This window comes from Pseudomonadota bacterium, from assembly GCA_023229365.1.
In the GTDB taxonomy this organism is placed as follows: domain Bacteria; phylum Myxococcota_A; class Polyangia; order JAAYKL01; family JAAYKL01; genus JALNZK01.
The window spans coordinates 1-24,654 of the sequence record JALNZK010000036.1; the positions used below are offsets into that span (position 1 = coordinate 1).

General features: G+C 69.5%; 19 protein-coding genes and 1 pseudogene. 8 read left to right on the plus strand and 12 right to left on the minus strand.

Features of this window, described 5'->3' with window-relative positions; all coding sequences use genetic code 11:
- The 4 genes from M0R80_15540 to M0R80_15555 all read right to left on the minus strand — a co-directional run.
- On the minus strand, nucleotides 1-1,000 hold a 1,000-nt coding region (locus M0R80_15540), incomplete at its 3' end, for an aminotransferase class V-fold PLP-dependent enzyme (protein MCK9461046.1).
- A gap of 100 nt (nucleotides 1,001-1,100) precedes the next feature.
- Complete coding sequence (locus M0R80_15545; GenBank protein MCK9461047.1) at nucleotides 1,101-1,487, minus strand: type II toxin-antitoxin system VapC family toxin; 387 nt, start codon at nucleotides 1,485-1,487, stop codon at nucleotides 1,101-1,103.
- A gap of 6 nt (nucleotides 1,488-1,493) precedes the next feature.
- Nucleotides 1,494-1,730, minus strand: a complete 237-nt coding sequence (locus tag M0R80_15550) for a ribbon-helix-helix protein, CopG family (protein ID MCK9461048.1) — start codon at nucleotides 1,728-1,730, stop codon at nucleotides 1,494-1,496.
- Nucleotides 1,731-1,835: 105 nt separating this feature from the next.
- The gene (locus M0R80_15555; GenBank protein MCK9461049.1) at nucleotides 1,836-3,182 is read right to left on the minus strand and encodes a sigma-54 dependent transcriptional regulator; all 1,347 of its coding nucleotides are present in this window, start codon (nucleotides 3,180-3,182) and stop codon (nucleotides 1,836-1,838) included.
- A gap of 182 nt (nucleotides 3,183-3,364) precedes the next feature.
- Here M0R80_15555 and M0R80_15560 point away from each other — a divergent pair, with 182 nt between their 5' ends.
- Nucleotides 3,365-4,180 (plus strand): redoxin domain-containing protein, encoded by an 816-nt coding sequence (locus M0R80_15560; protein ID MCK9461050.1) that lies wholly within the window; start codon nucleotides 3,365-3,367, stop codon nucleotides 4,178-4,180.
- Nucleotides 4,181-4,340: 160 nt separating this feature from the next.
- A complete protein-coding gene (gene dnaK / locus M0R80_15565) occupies nucleotides 4,341-6,278 on the plus strand; it encodes a molecular chaperone DnaK (protein ID MCK9461051.1) in 1,938 nt (645 codons plus the stop codon).
- Between the two features lies 1 nt (nucleotide 6,279).
- Here the strand turns inward: dnaK and M0R80_15570 are convergent, their stop codons facing one another.
- Nucleotides 6,280-7,953: a hypothetical protein gene (locus M0R80_15570; GenBank protein ID MCK9461052.1), complete on the minus strand. Its 1,674-nt coding sequence runs from the start codon at nucleotides 7,951-7,953 to the stop codon at nucleotides 6,280-6,282.
- A gap of 59 nt (nucleotides 7,954-8,012) precedes the next feature.
- Between M0R80_15570 and M0R80_15575 the strand changes: the two genes are divergently transcribed.
- Both M0R80_15575 and M0R80_15580 read left to right on the plus strand, forming a co-directional pair.
- Entirely contained in the window at nucleotides 8,013-8,267 is a 255-nt protein-coding gene (locus tag M0R80_15575; GenBank protein ID MCK9461053.1) for a hypothetical protein, read from the plus strand.
- 201 nt (nucleotides 8,268-8,468) lie between these two features.
- Nucleotides 8,469-10,706, plus strand: coding sequence for a sulfatase-like hydrolase/transferase (locus M0R80_15580; GenBank protein ID MCK9461054.1), 2,238 nt, complete (start codon nucleotides 8,469-8,471; stop codon nucleotides 10,704-10,706).
- A gap of 96 nt (nucleotides 10,707-10,802) precedes the next feature.
- On the opposite strand, the gene M0R80_15585 is transcribed toward M0R80_15580, so the two are convergent.
- Both M0R80_15585 and M0R80_15590 read right to left on the minus strand, forming a co-directional pair.
- Nucleotides 10,803-11,864 (minus strand): trypsin-like serine protease, encoded by a 1,062-nt coding sequence (locus M0R80_15585; protein MCK9461055.1) that lies wholly within the window; start codon nucleotides 11,862-11,864, stop codon nucleotides 10,803-10,805.
- 137 nt (nucleotides 11,865-12,001) lie between these two features.
- Entirely contained in the window at nucleotides 12,002-13,183 is a 1,182-nt protein-coding gene (locus M0R80_15590) for a tetratricopeptide repeat protein (GenBank protein MCK9461056.1), read from the minus strand.
- Between the two features lie 160 nt (nucleotides 13,184-13,343).
- Between M0R80_15590 and M0R80_15595 the strand changes: the two genes are divergently transcribed.
- A complete protein-coding gene (locus tag M0R80_15595; protein ID MCK9461057.1) occupies nucleotides 13,344-14,642 on the plus strand; it encodes a hypothetical protein in 1,299 nt (432 codons plus the stop codon).
- On the opposite strand, the gene M0R80_15600 is transcribed toward M0R80_15595, so the two are convergent.
- Nucleotides 14,639-15,490 (minus strand): phosphatase PAP2 family protein, encoded by an 852-nt coding sequence (locus M0R80_15600; protein ID MCK9461058.1) that lies wholly within the window; start codon nucleotides 15,488-15,490, stop codon nucleotides 14,639-14,641. The genes M0R80_15595 and M0R80_15600 overlap by 4 nt on opposite strands.
- A 242-nt stretch (nucleotides 15,491-15,732) precedes the next feature.
- Here M0R80_15600 and M0R80_15605 point away from each other — a divergent pair, with 242 nt between their 5' ends.
- The 3 genes from M0R80_15605 to M0R80_15615 are packed head-to-tail and all read left to right on the plus strand — an operon-like array spanning nucleotide 15,733 to nucleotide 19,649.
- Nucleotides 15,733-17,343, plus strand: coding sequence for a lactonase family protein (locus M0R80_15605; protein MCK9461059.1), 1,611 nt, complete (start codon nucleotides 15,733-15,735; stop codon nucleotides 17,341-17,343).
- 18 nt (nucleotides 17,344-17,361) lie between these two features.
- Nucleotides 17,362-18,939, plus strand: coding sequence for a hypothetical protein (locus M0R80_15610; GenBank protein ID MCK9461060.1), 1,578 nt, complete (start codon nucleotides 17,362-17,364; stop codon nucleotides 18,937-18,939).
- On the plus strand, nucleotides 18,936-19,649 hold the full coding sequence (locus M0R80_15615) for a hypothetical protein (protein MCK9461061.1): 714 nt from the start codon (nucleotides 18,936-18,938) through the stop codon (nucleotides 19,647-19,649). Before M0R80_15610 ends, M0R80_15615 begins: the two co-directional genes overlap by 4 nt.
- An 18-nt stretch (nucleotides 19,650-19,667) precedes the next feature.
- Here M0R80_15615 and M0R80_15620 read toward each other — a convergent pair whose 3' ends face one another.
- From M0R80_15620 to M0R80_15635, 4 genes and pseudogenes are all read right to left on the minus strand, one after another.
- The gene (locus M0R80_15620) at nucleotides 19,668-21,113 is read right to left on the minus strand and encodes a sodium:proton antiporter (GenBank protein MCK9461062.1); all 1,446 of its coding nucleotides are present in this window, start codon (nucleotides 21,111-21,113) and stop codon (nucleotides 19,668-19,670) included.
- Nucleotides 21,114-21,177: 64 nt separating this feature from the next.
- Nucleotides 21,178-22,142, minus strand: a pseudogene (locus M0R80_15625) (sigma-54 dependent transcriptional regulator).
- A gap of 88 nt (nucleotides 22,143-22,230) precedes the next feature.
- Nucleotides 22,231-23,727 (minus strand): hypothetical protein, encoded by a 1,497-nt coding sequence (locus M0R80_15630; GenBank protein ID MCK9461063.1) that lies wholly within the window; start codon nucleotides 23,725-23,727, stop codon nucleotides 22,231-22,233.
- Nucleotides 23,728-23,938: 211 nt separating this feature from the next.
- A complete protein-coding gene (locus tag M0R80_15635; protein MCK9461064.1) occupies nucleotides 23,939-24,649 on the minus strand; it encodes a PEGA domain-containing protein in 711 nt (236 codons plus the stop codon).
- Between the last annotated feature and the right edge of the window lie 5 nt (nucleotides 24,650-24,654).

Consider the following 24,654-nt stretch of genomic DNA (forward strand, 5'->3'; position numbering starts at 1 on the left):
GCAGCCGCTCGCCGACGTAGCGCTTCAGATCGAACACGAGCCCCGCCCGGATGATCTGAACGATAGGCGGCGTGCCGCCGGCCTCTCGCACCTTCACGTCTCCGAGGTACCGGTGATCCCACTGCGAGGTGTACAGCACGGTGCCGCCGCCGGGCTCGACCGGGACGCTGCTCGTGAACAGGGCGCGGTTCGCCGCGAGGATGCCGGGGGTCTGCGGTCCGCCCAGGAACTTGTGCGTCGAGATGAAGATGGCGTCCTTGCGGAGCGCGGGATCCCCGCCCGGGTGCATGTCGATCTTCACGTACGGCGCCGCGGCGGCGTAGTCGAAGAAGGCGCTCCCGCCGTGCGCGTGCATGACGCGGGCGAGGGCGTCCACGTCGTTCAGGATGCCGGTGACGTTCGACGCTGCCGAGAACGTGCCGAGCTTCTGCGCGCGCGCCTCGACCTCGGGCGCCGCGAGCTGCCTGTCGAGGTCGCGCCAGTCGATGCGGCCCACCTTGTCGAACCCGATGAACCGCGTCTCGCCGACGGTCTCTCGCCAGGCGAGGTCGTTGGAGTGGTGCTCCATCATGGAGCGGAAGATGATCGGCCGGCACTCGGCCGGGAGCTTCGTCTCGCAGCCGCAGACGCGGGAGATCTGCTCCGGCACGCGGATGCCGAGCGCCAGGACGAGCCTGTTGATCGCGGCGGTCGAGCCCGCGCCGGTGAACACGAGGACGTCGTCGTCGGTTGCGCCGATCGCCGCCGTGACGCTGCCGTACGCCCGCTCCACGAAGAAGGTCATCTGGCGGCCGGACGTGTTGCTCTCGGTGTGCGTGTTCGCCATGTGCGGCAGCACCCGCGTCCGGAGGAGCTCCTCTATGGGCGTGAACGGGAGACCGGACGCGATGTAGTCGAAGTACGCGCGCCGCTTGCGCCCGAACGGCGTCTCGATGAACGTGTCGCGGCTCGCGAGGTTCTCCCGCAGGTAGCGGAGCTTGGGGTCGTCCAGGATGGTCATCGACGGGGACTCTACCGGCGGCGGTGCGGATTGTCGATCTCAAGCTTCTTCGTCTTGCGCCACAGCGTCGTCGGCGAGAGGCCGAGCGCCTCGGCGATCGTCAATTTTTCGATCGGGCCCGCGGCATCACGCAGCGTGCGTCCGTCTTGGCGAAGTCGCGGTCCAGCGTGAGGATCGCGCATCGCGCCGTCGCCGCGAGGGCGTAGGCGAAGCAGTCGCCGAGGTTCAGCGGGTACGCGAGCCGGGCCGCTGCCGCGATCCGGGCCTGCTCGACGTCGGGCGGAACGAACTCGATGCCGCTCGCCAGTAGCTGCGCCTCGAGCGGGTCCGCGTTCCCGGGTTGCCGATCGCGCAGGAGGATGAGCGCCTCTGCCAGGTTCACCGTGCTCATCTTGAGCTCGCCGGCTTCCTCGTTGAGCTTGCGCGCGACCCAGGCGGCGTCGGGCTCGTCGAACAGCACGGCGAGCAGCGCGGAGGTGTCGATCACCAAAGGCTACCTCCACAGATCGTCGTGGCTCGCGAAGCGCGGGCGCGGGTTGCCCTCGCCGCCGAGCGCCAGCCCGATCCACGCCGTGAAGTCCTCGACCGGCGCCGCGGCGGTGGCCCGCTCCGACGCCTCGGCGACGGCGGTGCGGATCGCATCCGACTTGCTGCGGAGGCCGCGCGCGCGCATCAGCCTGGCGAGCGCCGCGTCGAACTCGGGCGTCACGTTGATGTTGATCTGGCCCATGGGAACCTCCCCTATACAGTAGTCTATACAGATACCACGGGAGGTCAAGGCGATCGGCCGGCGGAGGGAACCGCGACTCGGATGGGACCTCTCGGCGAAAGGCGCCTACCTTCGGCGGTGCGGGTTGTCGATCTCGAGCTTCTTCATCTTGCGCCAGAGCGTCGTCGGCGAGAGGCCGAGCGCTTCGGCGGCCTCGTCCGTGCTCTCGTAGTGCACGAGCGCCGCGCGGATCGCCTGGCGCTCGGTCACGGAGACGATGTCGTCGAGGGTCTGGCGCCCCTTGGGCGCGTCCTCGGAGGAGGGCACGAGGTCGCCGAGCATGATCTCGCCGTCCACCGTCAGCGCCACCGCCTGCTCGAGGAGGTTCTCGAGCTCGCGCACGTTGCCCGGGAAGTTGTACGCGATGAGCCGCTCCATCGCGCCCTTGCCGAGGCGAACGGTCCGCCCCATTTCCTTGGAGTACTTCTTGAGGAAGTGCTCGACGAGCAGCGGGACGTCCTCCGGGCGCTCGCGCAGCGGCGGCACGCGGAAGCGCGCGACGTTGAGCCGGTAGTACAGATCCTCTCGGAACCGCTTCTCGGCGATCGCCTTCTGCAGGTCCTGGTTGGTCGCGGCGATGACGCGGATGTCCACCTGGATCGACTTGTTGTCGCCGACGCGCTTGATCTCGCGCTCCTGGATCGCGCGCAGCAGCTTGGCCTGGAACGACGGCGACGTCTCCCCGATCTCGTCGAAGAAGAAGGTCCCGCCTTCGGCCTCCTCGAACAGCCCCTTGCGCGTGCTCACGGCGCCCGTGAACGCGCCGCGCGTGTGCCCGAACAGCTCGCTCTCGAGGAGCGTCTCGCTGATCGCCGCGCAGTTGACCGGCACGAACGGCCGGCTGCCGCGCTTCGAGTTCGCGTGGATCGCCTTGGCGATCAGCTCCTTGCCGGTGCCGCTCTCGCCGGTGATCAGCACGGTCGTGTCGGTCGGCGCGATCTTGATGATGCGCGTCAGGATCTCGCGCATCGCCTGCGAGCGGCCGATGATGTTCTCGAACGCGTAGCGCTCCTTGAACTCCTGCGTGAGCAGCGACACCTCGCCGGACAGCCAGCGCCGCTCGAGCGCCTTGTCGACCTTGACGAGCAGCTCGTCCTCGGTGAACGGCTTCTGGATGTAGTCCCACGCGCCGAGCCGCATCGCCTCGACCGCGGTCTCGATCGTGCCGTACGCGGTCATCACGATCACCTCGCTGAGCGGGCTCGCCTCGCGCACGTGCCTGAGCACCGCGATACCGTCGACCTTGCCCATCCGCAGATCCGTGATCACGAGGTCGTACGCCTCGTCGTCGATCGCCTCGACCGCGTCCGAGCCGTCCTTGCCCTCGGCGACGTCGTGGCCCGCGCCGCGCAGCATGATCGCGAGCGTCGTGCGCATGTTCTTCTGATCGTCGACGATGAGAATCCGCGCCACGTCGCGCTCCTCTCCCGAGACTGCTCCAGCTTCGTGTAGGGTGAATATAACAGGGTTCGCCGTTTCCACAACCCGGGACGAGCGCCGAAATATTTTCAACCGCGCGGGCGCGGAACGTGCCACAGTGACGGGTGGTTGCCGGATCCCATGTCGGGCCGCGCAACGAACAAAAAGGGGAGATCATGAGCTGGAAACGAATCGTTCTTCTGGCGCTGGCGCTCGCCGTCGGCGGTCCGGGCCTCGGGTGCGACGAGGGCGGATCGGGCTCGGACAGCGACTCGGACGGGGACTCGGATTCCGATTCCGACTCCGACTCGGACTCGGATTCGGACTCCGACGCCGACTCGGACACGGATTCCGATTCGGACACGGACTCGGACACGGACTCGGACACGGACTCGGACACGGATGCGGACACGGACGCGGACTCGGACTACCCGGCCGGACCGTACGGCTTCACGCCCTCCATGCTGTGGGGCGAGACGACCGGCGAGTGGACCGACGACGGCGACATCATCCCGAACATCTGCCTGCCGGACGCGAACGGCACCGAGCGCTGCCTCGGCGACCTCTACGGGAGCGCGGCGTACCAGATCGTGATCGTCGATTTCACGACGATGTGGTGCCCCTACTGCATCGATGCCGCCGTGGGCGAGCAAGATTTCGTCGACTACCTCGGGGACAACGGTTGGGACGTGGAGTGGATCTCCATTCTGGAGCAGGACGCGTCGTACGGGACGGTGAGCCAATCCGAGGCGTCCGACTTCGCCATTGACTACGGCCTGGATCCGGCGACGGTGCTCTACGACGCCACGCAGGAGTGGGCAGCCGAGGCGGTGCCGACCGGCTTCCCGACGATCTACACCGTGCACACCACGAACATGCTCATCTGGGACATGACCGAGGGATGGATCGATCCGAGCGGGTCCGACTGGGCCGAGTTCCTGGCCTGGTGGCCCCCCTTCCTGGACTACTGCGACGGCCAGTCCGGATCCTAGGCGGCCGGGCGCGCAGCAGCCCATGAACCGCTCATAATTCTTCGACAATTTCGGATCGCTGTTTTCCCGCGCCGCCCGGTTGACACCTCGACGTACGTGTTTACATTGTGCCCACCTCGCGCGGCGATGAATTCGCGCGGGGACGTGAGGAGGAGCGGAAATGGGCAAGATCATCGGCATCGACCTGGGGACGACGAACAGCGTCGTGGCGGTCATCGAGGGCAAGGATCCGATCGTCATCGCGAACGAGGAGGGCGGCCGCACGACGCCGTCGGTCGTGGCGTGGGACGACCAGGGCGAGATCCTCGTCGGGCAGATCGCGAAGCGGCAGGCGATCACGAACCCCGAGAACACCGTGTTCTCGATCAAGCGGTTCATGGGCCGCAAGCAGGGCGAGGTCCGCGAGGAGATGTCGATGGTGTCGTACAAGGTCGTCGAGGCCGCGAACGGCGACGCCCAGGTCGAGATAAAGGGGAAGAGGTTCGCGCCCCCCGAGATCTCCGCGCGCGTGCTCATGAAGCTCAAGAAGGCGGCGGAGGACTACCTCGGCGAGAAGGTCACCGAGGCGGTGATCACCGTGCCCGCGTACTTCAACGACTCGCAGCGCCAGGCGACCAAGGACGCCGGGCGCATCGCCGGGCTCGAGGTGAAGCGCATCGTCAACGAGCCCACCGCGGCGGCGCTCGCGTACGGCCTCGACAAGAAGAAGGACGAGGTGATCGCGGTCTACGACTTCGGCGGCGGCACCTTCGACATCTCCATCCTCGAGGTCGGCGACAACGTCGTGCAGGTGATCTCGACGAACGGCGACACGCACCTCGGCGGCGACAACATCGACCAGCGGGTGATCGAGTACCTGATCGCCGAGTTCCGCAAGGACCAGGGGATCGACGTCTCCAAGGACAAGATGGTTCTCCAGCGGCTCAAGGAGGCGGCCGAGAAGGCGAAGATCGAGCTGTCGGCGCTCATGGAGACGCAGATCAACCTGCCGTTCCTCACGGCGGACGCCTCCGGGCCGAAGCACATGAACCTGCGCCTCTCGCGCGCCAAGTTCGAGTCGATGATCGAGGATCTCGTGGAGCGCACGCTCGAGCCGACGCGCAAGGCGCTCGCCGACGCGAACAAGCGGCCGAGCGACATCAACCAGGTCGTCCTGGTCGGCGGCTCGACGCGCATCCCGATGGTGCAGAAGAAGGTCGGCGAGCTGTTCGGCCGCGAGCCGCACAAGGGCGTGAACCCGGACGAGGTCGTGGCGCTCGGCGCCGCGGTCCAGGCGGGCGTGCTCTCGGGGGACGTGAAGGATCTCCTGCTGCTCGACGTGACGCCGCTCTCGCTCGGCGTCGAGACGCTCGGCGGCGTGGCGACCGTCATGATCCCGCGCAACACGACGATCCCGGCGAAGAAGGCCGAGATCTACTCGACCGCGTCGGACAGCCAGACGTCGGTCGAGATCCACGTGCTGCAGGGCGAGCGCAGCATGGCGCGGGACAACAGGACGCTCGGCCGCTTCCACCTCGAGGGGCTCATGCCGGCGCCGCGCGGCGTGCCGAAGATCGAGGTGACGTTCGACATCGACGCGAACGGCATCGTCAACGTGTCCGCCAAGGACATGGCGACCGGCAAGGAGCAGCGGATCACGATCACCGCGTCGTCCGGCCTCGTGGACGCGGAGATCGACCGCATGGTCAAGGACGCCGAGAAGAACAAGGCCGAGGACGAGCAGCGGCGCAAGGACATCGAGATCAAGAACCGCGCCGAGCAGCTCGCCTACGCCACGGAGAAGACGCTCGACGAGCACAAGGACAAGATCCCGGCGGACGCCCAGGCGACCATCCGCGAGGCGATCACCTCGCTGCGCGCCGCGATCGGCACCGGCGAGACCGCGAAGATCGAGGCCGAGATGGAGAAGCTCACCAAGGCGTCGCACAAGATCGCCGAGGTGATGTATCAGGCTGCGGCCGCCCAGGGGCCGCAGGATCCGGGCGCGGGTCCCGGCGCCGGCCCCGAGGATTCCGGACCGACCGCCTCGTCCGGCGGCGCGCCCAAGTCCAAGGACGGCGACGTCATCGACGCGGAGTTCGAGGAGAACAAGGACTGAGTCAGGGTCCGTCCGCGAAGAAGCACGACATCGACAGCTGTCGGCCAGCGACCTCGGTTCTGACCGCGTTTGTCGGCGCGACGACGTACTGGCACGCATGTGAGCAATCGGAACCCGTGGCGCCTGGGCACGGCGCACAGTCCGAGCATTGGTCGTCGCCGCAGTCGGTCAGCCCGTCGCCGTCGTTGTCGACACCGTCGTCGCACGCCTCGGAGAAGTCTTCGTCGCCGAGGTTCTCGCAGTAGAACCAACCGAACCCTCCGGCGATCGCGGCGCGCTGCGCGTCGGTCATGTCGCCGCACTCGAGCTCTGTGGGCAGCTTGGGGAGCGGGCAGTACATGTACGTCGTTTCCTCCCCATCGTCCGACGCTTCCTTCTTGATGGTCGGGTATGCGCCGCCGAATACCGCCGGGCACGTCTCGCCTTCGTTGATGTACTCCACCGTGAGGTCGCACTCGGACGTCTTGGCGGAGGCATCCCACGGCAGCGCCCATTGGAAGCAGCTGACCCACGCATGCGCCACTATCAGTCGCGCGAGCCCGTCCATGGCCGGGCCCCAGTCGGCGTTGCAGATCGAGGAGACGTAGCCCAAGTTGCCGAATCCTTCTGCGGCGAGCTCCACGAACCTACGGCCCGGCTCGGCCCGCGTCACCTCCTCGGAATCGGCGCTGCGCGTGCACGCCGGACGGAACGACCAGGCGAGATTGTCCGGCGCGTTCGGTTGTTCCGGCACGAGTTGCATGGCGTCCTGCTCGAGGCAGTCGCCCAGCTGGTCGCCGCGGCCCTGGCAGGTGTCGGCCCCGATACCCTCGTTTGGCACGCCGGTGATCGCTGCGAAGACGACGCCGCCTATGTATTTGTTTTCCGTGAGGGCTTCATAGAGATGGCTTGCCGGAAAGAGGTGCTCCGGATGCTCGCCGCACGCGAGGCCGGCCTTCATCTCTGCCGGATCCGCGATCTCGCTCTCGGCGAACAGCGCCTCGCCGTTCAGCATCGAGCAGTCGTCCGCGTCGCTCACGATGAGCACCGCAAGGAGGTGCTTGAGTTGAGTGAACCCCCACTGGTCCTCCCGGTCGAAAGCCGTCACAGCAGCCTGGAGCGGCTGTCGGATCATGCACCCGTCCATGCCCTGCAGCGCGAGGCACGCGGCCTGCACGGCGGGGGTGTCGACCTGTTGGATCCACGACGTCTCAACCCACGGCGCGTCGAGCGCCGGGCACGGGACACCGTCGCCGCCGATTATTGCCTCTACCGCCTTGATCCCCTGGAACATGCCATCGTCGCCGAGACCGGTGCACCCCGCGGGAACCTCGCCGGGCCAGGATGCGTCGTTCTCCTCGCCATCCGAGGAGAGGCCCATGTTCGAGGTCACGACCGCGAAGCGCAGCTCGTCGATCGCCGCGAAAGGCCCGGTCCCAGTCGGAGCCGTGAGCGCCACGACGAGATCATGAAGCGACGAGGCGAGGATCGCCTGCTCCTCGGCCATCGATGCGGAGGTGTCCACCACCACGAGCAGATCCACGCCCGGAAAATAGCCCAACCACGCGTCGTCGATGTCCAAACGGTAGGAGATCGGACCGGCGGGCGCGGTTTCGAGATCGGAACACGCGCACCCAAAGGCGCCGAGCACGGCGAAAAGCGCGATGGCGAACGGTCGGAGGCATGAGTCTTTCACGTCCCTATTGTACGCAATCCGCGCGACACCGGTAAGGTCCGGCAAGGTGGTCCGGCAAGGTGGTCCGGCAAGGTGTCGTAACCTTCCAATTTCCATTTTCCCCGCTCTTTCGGAAACGCCAGCGATGCATCGCTTCACGCGAAGAACCGCAGCCTGGACCGCCGGAAATTGGAAATTGGAAGGTTACGACACCTTCGACCACCTTCGACGGCGCCGGCCCCGAGGATTCCGGACCGACCGCCTCGTCCGGCGGCGCGCCCAAGTCCAAGGACGGCGACGTCATCGACGCGGAGTTCGAGGAGAACAAGGACTGAGTCAGGGTCCGTCCGCGAAGAAGCACGACATCGACAGCTGTCGGCCAGCGACCTCGGTTCTGACCGCGTTTGTCGGCGCGACGACGTACTGGCACGCATGAAGTAAGGAGTAAGGTGTCGTAACCTTCGACAGGACTTCGCTTCGAGACGCTCGCTCCTGCTTCCTACGCCCCCATCGGCATTCGTGCTATAGACCGCCCCATGATGCGGACGATCGCGAGCGGCGTGATCGCGGGCCTCCTGGGCGCGGGCGCCGCGGCCCTGCTCGAGGCGGCGCTCGGCGCGAACGGGCCGTTCCTCCCGGCGCTCGGCGCGGCGCTCGGGCTGCTCGCCCCGCTCGGCCTCGCGGTCGGAGTCGGCCTGCTGATCGCCCGCGCGCTGCTGCCCGAGGAGCTGCGGCCTCGCGCCTTCCTCGCGAGGCTCGGCGCGCGCTCGGACGCGAAGCTCTCCGCGTCGATCCTCGTCCTCGCGATCTTCGTCCTCGTCGGCGCCGCGCTCCTCTACAGGATCGCCTTCTTCTTCCTCACGCGCTTCCACCACCACGGGCTCGCGGGGCTCGCGTTCGGCCTCTCGGCGCTCGCGTTCGCCGCGATCTGGATTCTGGCCGCGCGCAGGATCGCCCGAGGCCTCGCGTCGCTGCTCGACCGCCTGCCGCCCGGGCTCGCGTTCGTTCGCCGCCCGTCCGCCGCGCTCGTCGTCGCGCTCGCCGCCGCCGCCGCCGCGCTCGTGCCGCCGATCGTCGAGGGGCCGGGCGCGACCGGCGCCTTCGGGTTCGTGGGGTTCGCCCGCAAGGACGGCCTCGGCCTCGCGCCGCTCGCCGCGCTGGCGGTCATGGCCGCGGTCGCGTGCGCGGCGCTCTGGCTCCTCCTCCCCGGCCGCGGGCGCGGCGGAACCCTCGTCGCGATCCTCTGCCTCGGGCTCGGGCTGGCGGGTCCCATCGCGGCGAACGCGATCGCCAGAGGAGAGCCGCGCGCGCTCGAGCGGCTCGACGACGCCGGCGCTGTCTCGCGGCTCGTCGCGGGGGCGATCCGGCGCGCCGCGGATCGGGACCGCGACGGCCACTCGACCGTCATGGGCGGACGGGACTGCGACGACCGCGACGCGAGGATCCGCCCCGGCGCGCGGGAGATCCCGGACAACGGCGTCGACGAGGACTGCGACGGCGCGGATCTGAAGCTCGCCGCGCTCGAGGCCGACGCCGCAGAGGAAAGGACATCCGAGGCGCGAGCCGAGGCCGCGCTCTCGCGGCCCGCGCTCCCGCAGGACGTGTCGCTGGTGCTGATCACCATAGACTCGTTCCGCTTCGACGGCGCGGGGTTCATGGGGTACGAGCGGCCGACGACGCCGAACCTCGACGAGCTCGCGGCGAAAGGCGTCGTCTACGAGCGCGCCTACGGGCTCGGCTCGTACACCGGGCAGGCCGTGCCGCCGATGCTCACCGGCAAGTACGCGTCGGAGCTCCAGCGGAACGACCGGCACGAGGTCAAGATCTCCGAGCACGAGCGGTTCGCGGCCGAGGCGGTGTGCGGCGCGCGCGTGCGCTGCGGCGGCGTCCTCTCGCACTTCCTCTTCAAGGAGCACTACGGCTGGAGCCAGGGGTTCCAGGACTGGGAGGTCGTCGGCGCCGAGCCGGCCGGGCCCGGGCACATCGACTCGAAGTACAACTCGCACTTCGTCACCGCCGCCGCGCTCCGCTGGCTGCGGAAGCCCGAGAACACCGCGGGCCGGTTCTGGCTCTGGGTGCACTACATGGATCCGCACAAGGAGTACATCGAGCACGAGGGGTTCCGGCGGTTCGGCGACTCGCGGCGCGACATGTACGATCAGGAGCTTTTGTACACCGACCACCACGTCGGCCGCCTGCTCGACGAGATCGCGAAGGGTCCCGCCGCGGCGCGGACGATCGTGGTCGTGACCGGCGACCACGGCGAGGCGTTCGGTGAGCACCACCTGTTTTGCCACGGCAGGGAGCTGTGGGAAGAGGTGATCCGCGTGCCGCTCGCGGTCGTCGGCCCGGGCGTCGCGGCGAAGCGGATCGCGCGGCAGACGAGCCTCGTGGACCTGTTCCCGACGATCCTCGATCTCTTCGGCGCGCCGATCCCTGCGGGCACGCACGGCCGCAGCCTCCTCCCCGACTGGGTCGCGGGGCAGGAGCTCCCCGCGCGGCCGATCGTCGCCGACCAGCCGAAGAACCCCTACTACTCGGCCCGCCGCGTCTTCATCGACGGCGGCTGGAAGCTCCACCACCTGGAGGACTCGGGCACGTACCGCCTGTACGAGCTCACGGACGACTACGAGCGCGGGGACTCCCTCGCCGAGAGCCGGCCCGAGGAGCTCGCGAAGATCAAGGCCGCGTACGAGAGGTTCGTCGCGCTCGAGCTTGCGCCCGTGGAGCCGGTCCCGGTCGGCGGCGCGGCGGCGCCGGACGGCGGGCCGTAGGAGAGGGAGGGGAATGGACGAGATGGACCAAGTGGACGGAGTGGACGGAGTGGACGGGAGGCGGAGAGGACGAGGCCGGTTTTCACTCTCCGGCGGCTAGCGGCGCCTGCGGCGGCGGACGAGGATGAGCCCCGCGATCAGCGAGAACAGGAGGGCGGAGAGCAGGCCGGACGAGGAGCGCTGCGAGATCGAGCAGCCGCAGCCGCCGGTCAGGCCCGAGTCGTCTCCCGCGTCCGCGCCCGCGTCCGCCGTGACGCCCCCGTCGTCCTCGGGGCCGGCGTCCGGCACGCAGTCCGGATCGGCCTCGTCGCAGAACGGGTGGCACACGCCGTCGTCGTACCAGCCGTTGATCTCGCAGACGTCGCGCGAGCCGTGCACGTCCTCGATCTGATCGAGGATCCACTCGGTCGCGATGTCCACGCGGGTCGAGCCGGACTCGACCGCGCAGTACTGATCGCCCCACGAGTGGACCGCACCCTCGACCCAGAAGCCGTCCCTGAAGAAGAACTGCGGCCCGCCCGAGTCGCCGCTGCAGATGTTCGCGTTGTTCGGGTTGTAGAAGTTCTTGCTGATGAGGAAGTTGTCGTCGTACTCGGCGAGCAGGAGCGTCGCGGAGCGCTTGGTGCCCGAGTCGTCGTTGTCCGGCCCGGTGATCCCGAAGCCCACGGACTTGAGCTCCGCCTCGATGTCCTCGTCCGTGATCGCCACCCGGTTGAACCAGGTGGGCTCGACCGGGGCGTCCTCCTTGAGCACGAAGATGCTCAGGTCGAACTGGCCGAGCTCGCCGATCGTGTTGTCGAGCTCCACGTAGTCCGGGTGGATGACGAGGTTGTCGAAGCCGATCGCCGCGTCCGCGGAGGCGACGTAGGTGCCGAAGAAGGCGACGCCGAGGCTCTGGATCATCTCGATCGGGATGCCGTCGCCGCAGTGCGCGGCGGAGATGATCACCCGCGGCGTGAGCAGGTTGCCGGTGCACATCGCCGTGGGGCCGCCGAAGTCGGCCCCGAGCGCCACCGTCGACGGGAACCCCTCCTCGGTCTCCCCGTTCACGATGCCGTGCTGGCGGACCGGGGTGTAGGTCTCGAGCGTCCCCTCGTCGCACGCCGCCGAGACCCCGGCGGCGAGCAGAAACGAAACGAAGATCCACCGTGTGCGCATGACCGCTCCTTGTCGATGTTCGGGTGCGTCCGTCATCAAGAGTACATCTTACAGCGGAAACAGCTCACGCGAGAGGAGGATGAGGGGAGGGGTGGACGAAATGGACGGAATGGACGAAGTGGACAGTGAAGGGGAGATCAGCTGCCGGATGGTGCGTTGACGAGCGCCGAGACCTCCTTGAGGAGATCCGCGGGCAGGTGCTCCTTGTCGAGCGCGACCGCCTCGTCGAAGAGCGCCTTCGCCTCGTCCGCCGCGCCGGCCTTGGCCTTCGCCTTCGCGAGCTTGAGGACGATCACCGCGTTGCCCGCGTCGAGCCCCTTCGCGCGCTGGTAGGCGACGATCGCGTCCTGCGTGCGGCCGAGAGCGAGCATGGCGTCGCCGCGCCCGGCGTGCGCCGCCGCGAGCTCCGCGTCGAGCGCCGCGGCCTTCTCGAACTTGACGAGCGCGACCGCCGGATCCTCGAGCTTGAGATGGATCCAGCCCGAGAGCATCCACCAGTCCGCGCGGTCGCCCTTGAGCTCGATCGCGCGGTCGATCGACTTCACCGCGCCCTTGTACTTCCGCGCGTTGTACCGCGAGAACGCGTGGCTGTAGTGGACGTTCGCCTGGGCCTCGGGGCCGAGCTCCTTGAAGCCCGCCGCTTCCGTCGCCCGGGTGAGCAGCTCCGACTCCGCGAGGTAGTCGCCGGCCGCGTTCGCGAGCGAGGCGAGCCCGACGTGCCCCGCCGGCTCGGCCGGATCGGCCTTCACCATCTTCTCGTAGATCTCCTTGGCCTTCGCGTCCTCGCCCGCCGCGTGGTGGAGCTCGGCGCGCAGCCCCTGGCAGCCGTACGGGCACAGGCCCCGGCCGTCGGCCTTGGTCACGAACGACAGCGCCGCGGCGTCGCCGTCGCGCTCCCGCACCTGCCGCCCGAACCGCTCGGTCGGCACCTCCATGGACGGGTAGCGCTCCGCGGACTTCTGGAAAGCGGTGAGCGCCTCCTCGTACCTCCCGGCGTCGGCGAGGATCCGTCCCGCGAGGTAGTGGGGCCGGTGGTCCTTCTTGTCGCGGACGCCCGCCTCGGTGAGCAGATCGAGCGCCTCGTCCGTCTTGCCGGCCGCGGCGAGCGTGACCGCGCGGCAGACGAGCCGCTGCGCGTCCAGCGTGAGATCGTCGATCATCGCGACCGACTCGCGCTGCTCGGCGTCGCCCGCGCACTCGGTCCACGCGGCGCTGTCGAGCGGCTCGTTGACCGCCGGCATCTTGACGCCCGGCCCGCAGGCGGCGGCGAGCGCGGCGGCCGCCGCGAGGCAGACCGGCGCGGTTCGTGGTTGAAGCATGGGATCACCTCCTCGCCCCGTTGTATCGGGGAGCTCGGGTCCTCGCAAATACTTCGTCGCCGCGGCGGGGGGGAGGATACTTGCACTTCGCGTCGATCCGACTATAGTTGGCGCATCGTATCTTCCTGAACGACAAGGTTTTTCAGAAAGGAGCGCCGCCATGGAGAAACGTTGGTTGCTCGCGTCGTGCTTCGTCATCGCCGCGCTCGTCGCGGTCCCCGGGCTCGCCGGCGCCCAGGAAGACCCGACCGTCATCCCCGAGTCGACGGACGAGATGAAGACCGGCGCCGCCGAGTCGGGCTGGCACCCGCTGCTCAAGGCGGCGGCGAACTTCTCCCTCAGCCACACCAAGGGGGTGCCGGGGACGGTGGACGGCGTCACCGTGAGCTTCGGCTACCTCATCAACGCCGGGCTCGGCTACCTGAACGACACGAAGGAGCACGAGTGGGCGAACACGCTCCTCATGCAGCTCTCGTACAACAAGACGCCGGCGGTGGACTCGCTGGTCAAGAGCCTCGACGTCATCGATTTCAAGTCGTCGTACCTCTACCACATCCCGGCCGTGCCCTGGCTCGGCCCGTTCATGTCGTTCCGCCTGACCACGCCGATGCTGCCCGGCTACGACGTGCGGCCCACGGCCACGAACGTGCTGCGCCTGGACAACGACGAGCAGCTGACGTTCAGCGAGTACGACGCGACGCGGCCGGTCGACGCCGAGGGCAACGCGATCGACGCGGATCACCCGCGGGTCGAGAACATGCCGGCGAACCGGCAGATCAGCCTCACCGGCGCGTTCGCGCCGCTCACCCTCAAGGAGGCGGTCGGCCTGTTCGCGATGCCCATCGACAAGCCCGAGGCCAAGCTCGACATCCGCGTCGGGTTCGGGGCTTGGGAGACGTTCGTGCGGGACGGGTACTACGTCGATGACAACAAGGACACGGTCGACCTCCTCGAGCTGCGGCAGATGCAGGACGCGGTGCAGCTCGGCCCGGAGGTCGGGATCGGGCTCACCGGCACGGTCCGCCAGATGGTCACGTACGGGCTGAACGCGCAGTTCATGCAGCCGGTCTACCACAACGCCGACACGGATCTCGAAGGCATCGAGCTTCTGAACATGGAGTTCGGCGCGCTGCTCGGCGTCAAGGTCGCGGAGTGGATGTCCGTCGATTACTCGTTCAGCGCGGTCAAGCAGCCGCTGCTCGTCGACCAGTGGCAGATCGTCAACGGCCTCATGATCTCGCTCACGTTCAACGTCGTGGGTGGCGAGGCGCCGCCGCCGCCGCCGTGCCCCGAGTGCCCGGCGTGCCCCGCGGCCGAGCCGGAGCCCGCGGCCGCCGCGGCAGAGGAGACCGCCGCCGCGACCGAGACGCCCGCGCCTCCGGCCGCCGAGCCGGCCGCTCCGGCCGAGCCCGAGGCCCCGGCCGCTCCGGCCGAGCCCGCCGCGCCCCCGCCCGCCTAGAACCGGACATAGAAAGAAGCGTACCCGGGGCCCGCCGTCGCACGGGCCTCGGGGCCGTCCGCGCGCGCCCCTCTCCGGCGCAGGTGCAAGACCGGCGTGACGAGCCCGATCGCGCTGCTCACCGCAGCGCTCGTGACGACGTCGGTCCAGAAGTGCGCGCCCGAGAGCACGCGGCACACCCCGACCGCGGAGGCCGCGGCGATCCCGATCCCCCACACCGCGTACCGCCACGGGCTGTCCGGGCGCCGCACCGAGAAGAGGTACGCGAACGACACGACCGCCGAGAACGCGGTGGAGGTGTGCCCGGAGTAGAACGAGAGGTAGTTCTCCCGTGCGGCGCCCTTCTCCTCGGCCGTTTCCTCGACGTACATGTATGGGCGCGGCCTCTGGGCCAGGTTCTTCACGATCCCGGTCACGGCGCCGGAGATGGCGATCGACTCGGCCACGATCACGACGTCCTCGAGCGCGGCCGACCAGCCGAACGGCTTCACGTCGAGGAGCGACCCGAGCCCGGCGAGCACCGGCAGCCCGACGGCGCCCACGTGGGAGGCGATGCGCGCGCCGCCGTCGTAGAAGCCGATGGCCGTCCTGTCGAACGCGTTGACGTCGTCGGGATCGCACGGGAGGCAGCCGCCCTGCGCGAGCACGTCCTGGAACAGCTTCGGCAGCGCCCAGATCGCGGTCGCCGACAGGAGGACCGGCGCGTCGACCTCGGCGCGCAGCGCGAACGGCGACTCGGGCGCCGCGACCTCCTCGGCCTCGGCCGCGACCTCGGCGCGCGCTCCTGGCGCCAGCGCGAGCGCCAGTGCGGTAGCGAGCGCCGAAGCTCCGATGCGACCCAGGCCCATGCCCCACAAGGTATCGCCGGGTGGCCCATCCGGACAAGGACCCAGATCCTGACATTTCTTTCCGCATTCCGCGCGGCGCGGGGGGCGGGTGGCGCAGAATGGCACACCGTCCGCGCGCGCGACGAAACGCACATCCTTGAAATGAATATGGGATACACTCGCATGGGCGCCCGATGGACGCTTGGCATTTCGGTTGCATGTCGGGTTCTGAAAAGAACCGACGCACCCAAAGGAGGCCGATCTTGAGGAACATAGCCATTATCTGGATCGCGGTTGGGCTCGCCGCCGCGCTCGGCGCCTGCTCGGCCGGCGACGCCGCCATGGACGACGGCATGGCCGCGGACGCGGACGCGGACGGCGATACGGACGCCGACTCGGACGCCGACTCGGACGGCGACGCGGACGGCGACGCGGACTCGGACAGCGACATCGACACGGATCCCGAGGAGGAGGAGGAGGCGAACTACATGGTCCCCGAGGGGTCGGGGCGGTACGTGTTCATCGCCGACGAGGCGCACGACGCGGTGGCGGTCGTCGACTCCGAGACCCTGCTCATCGAGATCGTGGAGGTCGGCGCGCGCCCGACGCAGCTCGTGGCGCTCGGCGAGGCCAACGCGGCCGCGGTGATCAACCTCGATTCCGACGAGGTCTCGATCCTCCGGGTGGACGAAGACGGCGCGCCCGGGAAGACCGACATCGACATCCGGCCGGACACCAACGCGATCGTCGGCTCCGAGAACGGCGCGTTCGTCATCGCCTACTACGACGCCCGGTTCGCGGAGTGGTCCGGGCCGCCCGGCACGGATCAGGAGATCACGGTGATCGAGACCGCCGCGGGCGCGGAGCAGGCCTACGACATGACGGTCGGCATGCACCCGGTGCGCGTGCAGTTCAATACGGACGCGACCCGGGCGTTCGTCGTCAACGAGGACGGGATCAACGTCATCGCGCTCGACTCGCTCGAGGTCGTCGGCATCCCGCCGCTCGTGGAGATGTTCGACCCGGTGACCGTCGATCCGGAGACGTGGGAGATCGCCATCGACCCGAGCGGACAGACCGCGCTCGGGTACTACCAGAACGGCGCCGACGTCATGTCCGCGGCGCTCGACGGCGCGGACGACGTGCGCACCTACACGCTGCACGGCCCGCCGACCGACCTCGACATCTCGCCGGACGGCACGTTCGGCATGTTCACCCTCCGGGAGGAGGGCGAGATCGCGCTGTTCGACCTCCCGCTGCCCGCGGATCCGCTCGTCGATCCGTTCACCTACGTCTCGGTCGGGGAGCTCGTCTGCGGCGTGGCGACGATCGCGCCGGACGGCCAGACCGCGCTCCTGTACACGACGACCGGCGGCGACGAGCACGACCAGCGCGTCCTGACTTCGATGACGCGCACGGGATCGGTGTGGGAGCTGTCGTCGGTCCTGCTCGAGCGGAAGATCGAGACTGTGACCTCGAGCCCGAACGGCGACACGGCGGTCGCCATGCACGTGCAGGTCGCCTCCTCCGCCGGCGAGCAGCCGTTCGCCTACACGCTCGTCAAGCTGCCCGAGCTGCAGCTCAAGTTCCAGCAGGTCCCGGTCGAGCCCGGCCAGCTCCTGCTCACGCCGGACGGCGACTACGGCTTCACGCTGCTGCGGGACGACGCCGACGCGCTCAAGGAGACGCAGATCATGAACCTCCAGACCTTCATCGTGGACGCGCTCGAGCTCGGCTCGCCCCCCACGGCGGCGGGGTACGCCTCGGGGACGAACAGCGTGTTCATCGCCCAGGACCACCCGGCCGGGCGGATGACTTTCATCGACTTGGACGACATGTCGGTCCAGACCGTGACCGGCTATACGCTCAACTGAGGAAGGGGAGGGCATCAAATGTTGCGAAACGCTTTGCTCGCGAGCCTCACCCTCGTCGCCCTCGCGGGGTGCGACACCGAGGGGCGGTACGACGAGCGGTTCGAGATCGATTCCTTCGCGCGCCTCGAGAGCGGTCTCGCGGCGTGGTTCGTCGAGCCCCAGGAGGAGGTCGTCTTCATCGCGCCCGGCGTCAACACGATCACCGTCGAGCGGCTGTTCGTGCCGGAGGACGGCGAGCGCATCGTCCGCCTCGAGGTCGGCCCGGACCCCGAGGCCGCCGACGAGCTGTTCGTGTTCACGGCGCCGGTCGACGAGCGGGAGATCGAGATCGTCGACTCCGTCGTCCGCATCGCGCCCGCGTCGGGCGTCGAGCCGGTCCGGTTCCCGCTCGGCGCGCGGTTCGGCGGCATGGCGTTCCACCCGGCGGGCAGGTTCGCGATCCTGTACCACACGGCGTCGGACGCGGACGAGACCGGCGGGCTGTTCAACCAGAACGAGGTCGCTGTGCTCGACCTGAGCGGCCCGCAGGACGCGAGCAACCCGAAGCTGCTGACCATCGGCATCGGCGGGCGCAGCGTCGAGGGCGTCGCCTTCCCCGGCCCGCTGAACGTCGCCGGCGTCGAGCGCGACTTCGTGGTGTTCGCGGCGGACGGCGCCGTCGTGCTGCTCGACCTCCTCGCCCCGGAGTCCGAGCCCGTCACCGTGAAGCTGAAGAACGACGGGGACAACCGGACCATCGTCGCCGAGCAGATCGTGGCGCGGCCGGGCGACACGGCGTTCGACCCGATGCTGATCCTTCGTGCGCCCGGCGCCCAGGAGATCTTCGCCGTGGCGCTCGTGACGCAGCCGAGCGAGGCCAACGGCTACGCCCCGGCGCTCAACCAGTTCGACAGCGGCACGTACCAACCCGCGGCCATGGCGCTCGTCGAGGACGAGGGGCACCCGCTGCTCGTCGTCGCGGGCGTGAGCGCGCAGCGCATCACCGTCATCGACGTCGAGACGGCCAACGCGTTCTACATCGAGCTCGACGGCTACGTGAGCGCGGTCATGGGGCACACCGACCTCGACGGGGCCCCGGAGGTCGTGATGTACGGCGCCTCGCAGTGGATCTACTTCCTCGCGGTCCCGGATCTCGCGGAGGAGAAGGGGAGCAACCTCGAGGAGGTGTTCATCGAGGACGGCGTGGAGACCGCCTGGCAGTTCGGCGATCACCAGCTCCTCGCGGTGCCGTACTCCGGGTACGGGCTGACGCTCATCGATCTGAAGGCGCGCGAGGTGACCCGACTCACCTCGGAGAAGTCCTATTCTTGGGACCAGGCCGACGCGTACGGCGACGTGCTGTTCTACGCGGAGGCCTGGGACGATCGCGTCATCAGCCTCGATCTGAAGACCGGCCACCCGGAGCCGCTCGTGCTCGACGAGGCCGTCGCCGCGTTCGAGATCTTCCCGGACACGGTGGCCGGCCTCGTGGTGCACCACACGCTTTCGGGCAGGGTGACCTGGTTCCCGCTCACCGATCCGCGGAGGGAGGCGGCGAAGGTCTTCGACGGCCTCTGGATCCGCGGGATGCTCGACGGGAAGGGGGTGCAGCCATGACGCGCATCGCCGCAACGTGCATCCTCGTCGCGCTCCTCGCGGCGGCGGCGGGGGCGTCCGCCGAGGTCGACGGGACGCACCTCGAGGTGGCGGCCGGCGCCACGCCCGTGTTCGTCCAGGACCCGGCCTACGCGGCGTTCTCGGCCGACGATCTCCGCGCGAGCCGGTTCGGCTTGGATCTCAGGGTCGAGGCCGCCAAGCTCGGGTTCTTCCGGCTCGTGCCGTACCTCGGGTACCGCGTCGGCGTGGACGACGGATCGCCGTACGACGTCATGGACACGCACATCGGCGCGCACGACTTCGTAGGAGGCCTCAGGGTCCGCACGTGGTTCCGGTCGTCGGTCGGCGCTTTCCTTGACGTCCAGGGCGGGGTGACCTACCTCAAGATGAGCGGGAGCCTGACCGAGGACGATCTCGGACCGGGCGCGCGCACCGAGTACTCGGATCGGGCGGCCACGTGGCTCGTCGGCGGGCTCCTCGGCGTCGAGCTCCGGTTGCCGCCGGCGATCTTCAAGCGCCGCGGGATCGACTGGCTCGACTTCGGCCTCGAGATCGGCGGCGGCTACCTGCGGCGTGGCGAGATGGATCTCGACCCGGAGCTCGAGGGCGGCGACGAGTACTCGCTCGAGTCGGGCGGCACCGCCGACTGGGGCGGGCTGAACCTTTCGGGCTGGAACCTGCAGGTCATGCTCACCGTGAGCCTGTTCTAGAGCCTCGCCCGGATCGCCTCACACGAAGAACGCGAACGTCACGACGATGAACAGCGGGATCAGGATCGCCGCCCCCCAGGCCATGTACCCGAAGAAGCCGGGCATCTTGATCTTGCCCTCCTCGGCGATCGCCTTGACCATGAAGTTGGGCCCGTTGCCGATGTAGCTGTTCGCGCCCATGAACACCGCGCCGCACGAGATCGCCGTGAGGTAGAGCACGCCCTCGGGGTACCGCAGCAGCCCGCCGAGGTTCTCGGCCACGAGGCCGGCCTCCGGGTGGGCGCCGTTGACCACGCCGACCGCGAGCGAGGAGAACGTCAGGTAGGTGGGCGCGTTGTCCAGGAAGCTCGAGAGCCCGCCCGTGGCCCAGAAGAACTGCCACGCCTCGGTCAGGCCGAGCTCGCCGCCGCGCAGCTCGAGCAGCTTCAGCGCCGGGACCATGGTCACGAAGATCCCGACGAAGATGGCCGCGACCTCGGCCATCGGCCCCCAGGTGAAGCGGTTGGCCTCGCGCACCGTGCGGGGCGTGAGCCAGAGCGACAGCCCCGCCATCGCGAGCATCCCGCCTATCTGGAGCGCGGTCCGGATCGCGGCGCTGTCCGTCATGGCGGAGCCGTACGTCCCCATCGTGTAGTTCACCGCGATGACGCCGAGCAGCCACAGCAGGTTGATCCCGCCCGCGATGCGGAGCGGCTCCTTCACCTCCTGCACCGCCTCGAGCTGCGAGCCGGGGCGCTCCCGCTCCTCCTTGTTGAGGACGGCCTGATCCCAGAGGTTGGCGAGGACGAGGAGGGCGCCGTTGACGAGCGCCCAGGGCAGGAACAGGCGGAACGTGAAGAGGAACGGCACGCCGCGCAGGAACCCCAGGAACAGCGGCGGGTCGCCGAGCGGGGTGAGCATGCCGCCGCCGTTGGCGACGATGAAGATGAAGAAGATCACGAGGTGCGTCTTGCGCTGCCGGCTCTCGTTCGCGCGCAGGAGCGGCCGGATGAGCAGCATCGACGCGCCGGTCGTGCCGATGAAGCTCGCGAGCACCGCGCCGACCGCCAGGAGGGCGGTGTTGACGAGCGGCGTCCCGGCGAGCGAGCCCTTCAGGTGGATCCCGCCCGAGATGGCGAACAGCGCGCCGAGGAGCGCGATGAACGACGCGTACTCCACGCCGCTGTGCACGAGCCACTCGGCGCCGTTCGGGTGGCCGAGGAGCAGGTAGGCCGCTGCGGGCAGGCTCGCGGCGATCGCCACGAGGAGCTTGTTCCGGTTCTTCTCCCAGAAGCGGCCGACGAAGAGGGGGAAGAGCGCGATGATCAGCAGGTACGCGGCGAACGGCAGCACCGCCCAGGCCGACGGCACCGGGATCGCCTCGGCTGGACCGGCCGCAATGCCGCCGGCCGCGAGCGCGGCGCCCGGGACGAGGAGCGAGGCCGCCAGGGCGACGACGGAGAAGATCGGCTTGCGGAAAATCATGGTGTGCACGTTACCACGCTTCGCTTCCGCGGGGGACTTTCCGGCCGCGCCGGGCCCACTTTGGTCAGCCGACGCGCTTCAGGTGATCGCGCAGGGTGGATCGCGGGACGCCGAGCTCCCGCGCCGCGCCGGCGACGTTGCCGCGGTGGCGGGCCACGAGCTCGCGGACGCGCGCCTCGGGGAGCTCCTCCAGGCAGAACTTCGCGGGGGCGGCCAGGCGCCGCGGGGTTTCGATCTCGATCTCCGCCTCCGTGATCACCCGCCCCGGGGAGAGCGCCGCGGCGCGGTACAGGACGTTGCGCAGCTCCCGGGCGTTCCCGGGCCAAGTGTGCGCCTCGAGCGCCCCGATCGCGCCCTCGCTCAGCTCCTTGACCCCGACGTCGTCCGCCATGGCGGCGAGGAAGTGGCGCGCCAGCAGGGCGACGTCCTCCCTCCTGTCCCGGAGCGGCGGCATCGCGACCTTGAGCGCCGCGAGCCTATGGTAGAGATCGCCGCGGAACGAGCCCTGCTCGACCATCCGCCGCAGATCGCGATTCGTCGCGGTCACGAGGCGGAAGTCGACCGCCTCCTCGCGCTCGGAGCCGATCCGCGAGACGCGGCCGTCGTCGAGCACGCGCAGGAGCGCCGCCTGGTGGCACGCGGGGAGCTCCCCGATCTCGTCGAGGAACAGCGTACCGCGGTCCGCGCGCTCGAACACGCCGCGGGGCTCGCCCCCGCGCCGGTGAACGAGCCGCGTTCGTGCCCGAACAGGACGTCCTCGACCAGGGTCGACGCGAGCGCGCCGCAGTTCACGGCGACGAACGGCCCCTGGGCGCGGCCCGAGGCCGCGTGCAGGGTGCGGGCCGCGAGCTCCTTGCCGGTGCCGGTCTCCCCCTCGACGAGCACGGGGATGCGCAGCGCGGCGAGCCGCTCGAGCTCCTCACGGATGAGGCGGATGCGCGCCGACGCGCCCACGAGGGCGGCCGCGGGGCCGGTGACGGGTTGTTGTTCGACGGGCACCTCACAATGGACCAACGTGATCGCCTGCATCTCATCCTCTCCGTCTGGGGTTCACACCTGTATCGGCCGTTTTTTGCGGAGGTTGACAAAAAAGCGCCGCGGCCGCGTCCGGAGCGGATCAGAAGGACGCGAGGTGCAGGTCGAGCAGGGCGACGATCTCGGCGAGATCCGGATCCTCCGGGTGGGCTCCCGCCGCCGCGAGGGCCGTGAGGCGCGCCGCGACGGCGGCGTCCCTGGCCTCCGTGACGGAGCGAGACCCCCACGCGTCGAGCGCGAGGGCGTACGCGACGACCGCGTCGCGCTTCGAGGGGCCGGGCGACGCGGCCCGGAGCTCGTCGAGCGGGGCCTCCAGGGTCGCCGAGAGGAGATCGTCGGTCGCCGGATCGACGGCGCTCGCCGCGACCCGCACGGGCGCCGCCCCGTCGAGGAAGGCGGCGTCGCACGAGGCCGCCTCGGCGCGGATCGCGACGGCCCGGCCGGGCGCCAGGCGGAACGCGCCCTCTCCGCTCAGCGCGTCGAGCGGTTCGCCGTCGAGAGCCTCGATCGCCAAGGTCGGCGGGAGCGTGATCCGCACCGCCGGAAACAACACCGCGACGTCGACGAGCGCCGCCAGCCCGTCACCGAAGACGGCCGCCGCCTCGTCCGCGCTGTCGACGAGGAGGTGCGCCCCCTCGCCCGCGGCGGTCAACGCGTCGAGCGCGGCGCGTTCGTACGGCGCTGCCGCGGCCAGATCGGCGATCCCGACGCCCGTGAGGACGACCTGTTCGAACGGGCCGCCGCCGGCGGCGTCCGCGGCGATTTCCACCGCGTCGAGGGTCGGCTCGAGCGCGCCGCCGGTGAAGATCACGACCCGGTTGAGCCGCGCGCCGTCCCTGCTCTGGTCGGCGAGCCCGTACGCGGCCTCGAGACCGGACGCGAGCTGGCCTTGTCCGGTGATCCCGATCCCGTTGCAGTGCGCGATGAGATCCGGATCACTCGGGCCGGAGACCGGCGTGGGCGCGAGCAGCGTGCCGGTGTCGGGGTCCAGTGACGAGATCGCGACGACGTCCCCTGCCCGCAGCGCGCCGGCGAGCGCGACGCAGCACTGCCGCAGGCGGGCGATCCGGGTTCCGGCCATGGCGTCCGACGTGTCGACCGCGAGGACGAGGTTGAGCGACCTTTTTGCGAACGACGTCCCGGCGGCGATCACGACCTCGATCCCGAACGCGTCGCCGCCGAGCTCGGTCGCCGCGGCGAAGAGGTGGATCGCAGCGTCGGCTACTGGCGTCACGTCCGACTGGTAGTAGTTGACGAACTCGGGCACGCGGATCTCCGCAACCGGCGGGCGGCCGCCCTCGAGGAGGAGGCGCACGAGCACCGGGCTCACCGCGTCGTCCGCGTCGGGCGGCGCCACGTCGAACGATCCCTCCGCCTCGTGGTCACAGGGCTCGGCGGGCAGAGAGGCGGCGACGCCGCCGTTGCGGCTCTCCGGGGTCGGCGCGGGCTCGTCGGTGTCGTCGTCCGTGTCCTGCACGTCGTCCGCAGCGGCCGAGAGCATGCCCGCGTCGGAGCAGCTGCAGAGGGCGGCGAAGGGGAGCGCTGCGAGCGCCGCGAGAACCGACCGTGCCGAGTGCATGCGCATCTCCCTCTCCCGATCGCCGGGCTGCTTGCCGGCGGTCTCGTGCCGATTGGTTGCATACCCCGTGCCGGGTGCCGGACGGGGTGTCGCGGCCGCGCAATCACGCGGATTGATTGGGTTCCTGCCGGTTTCAGGGCGTGAGGGCGAGAGCGGCGGCCCTGCGGGGCCGGACAATTCGATCAGATTTCCGGGGTGATCGGGACGGGGTTCAGCCTTCGTACTTGAGCTTGATCGCCCGGATCTTCGCTTCGTAGTCGGCCTTGGTGATCTTCTTCTCCTCGAGCGCCTTCCTGGTCGCGTCGTACTCGGCCTGCCGCTTCTGGCGGATGATCCCCTGCCAGTGGGAGTACTCCGCCTTCGTGATCTTGCCCGCGTGCAGCGCGTCCTTGATTTGGCGCATCGTCGCGTACTCGGTCTTGGCCTGCGGCGGGGTCGCGGTGGGCGGCGGGTCCGGCGGCGGGGTGGTCTCGGTCGCGGCGGCGCCGCCCTCGCCGATCGCGTCCTCCTTGGGCTTGTCGCCGGTCTTGTCCGCCTTCTTCGTCGTCTTGGTCGTCGTCGGCTTCTGCGAATCCGGCTCGGCCGTCGCCGGCTCGGCGGCGGCGCCCTCGGCGGGGACGAGCGTCACGACGACGTTGGGATCGCTCTTCGGCGTGAGCATGAGCGCCTGGCGGACGAATCCCTCCTTCTCGATCACGACGTTCGTATCGTCGCGGATGAGCAGCTTCATCGGCGTGCTCCCCACCTCGGCGCCCTTGAGGAGGATCTTCGCGTCCGTCGGCACCGTGGCGATCAGCACCTCCTTGTCGGCGGCCTCCTGGGGTGCGGTCATGGCGACCGCGACCGCCTGCGGGACCTCGCCCTCGCGCGAGCAGCCGAGCACCGCCGCGGCGAGCGCCAGTATCGTGAGAGCGCGGATCATGTTCT

Bases quoted from the DNA above. Each gene is read 5' to 3' on its own strand.
- M0R80_15590 (MCK9461056.1), bottom strand. From the start codon at position 13,183: ATGCTTCAACCACGAACCGCGCCGGTCTGCCTCGCGGCGGCCGCCGCG.
- dnaK (MCK9461051.1), top strand. From the start codon at position 4,341: ATGGGCAAGATCATCGGCATCGACCTGGGGACGACGAACAGCGTCGTG.
- M0R80_15580 (MCK9461054.1), top strand. From the start codon at position 8,469: ATGATGCGGACGATCGCGAGCGGCGTGATCGCGGGCCTCCTGGGCGCG.
- M0R80_15585 (MCK9461055.1), bottom strand. From the start codon at position 11,864: ATGCGCACACGGTGGATCTTCGTTTCGTTTCTGCTCGCCGCCGGGGTC.
- M0R80_15610 (MCK9461060.1), top strand. From the start codon at position 17,362: ATGTTGCGAAACGCTTTGCTCGCGAGCCTCACCCTCGTCGCCCTCGCG.
- M0R80_15615 (MCK9461061.1), top strand. From the start codon at position 18,936: ATGACGCGCATCGCCGCAACGTGCATCCTCGTCGCGCTCCTCGCGGCG.
- M0R80_15550 (MCK9461048.1), bottom strand. From the start codon at position 1,730: ATGGGCCAGATCAACATCAACGTGACGCCCGAGTTCGACGCGGCGCTC.
- M0R80_15620 (MCK9461062.1), bottom strand. From the start codon at position 21,113: ATGATTTTCCGCAAGCCGATCTTCTCCGTCGTCGCCCTGGCGGCCTCG.
- M0R80_15600 (MCK9461058.1), bottom strand. From the start codon at position 15,490: ATGGGCCTGGGTCGCATCGGAGCTTCGGCGCTCGCTACCGCACTGGCG.
- M0R80_15560 (MCK9461050.1), top strand. From the start codon at position 3,365: ATGAGCTGGAAACGAATCGTTCTTCTGGCGCTGGCGCTCGCCGTCGGC.
- M0R80_15630 (MCK9461063.1), bottom strand. From the start codon at position 23,727: ATGCACTCGGCACGGTCGGTTCTCGCGGCGCTCGCAGCGCTCCCCTTC.
- M0R80_15635 (MCK9461064.1), bottom strand. From the start codon at position 24,649: ATGATCCGCGCTCTCACGATACTGGCGCTCGCCGCGGCGGTGCTCGGC.
- M0R80_15595 (MCK9461057.1), top strand. From the start codon at position 13,344: ATGGAGAAACGTTGGTTGCTCGCGTCGTGCTTCGTCATCGCCGCGCTC.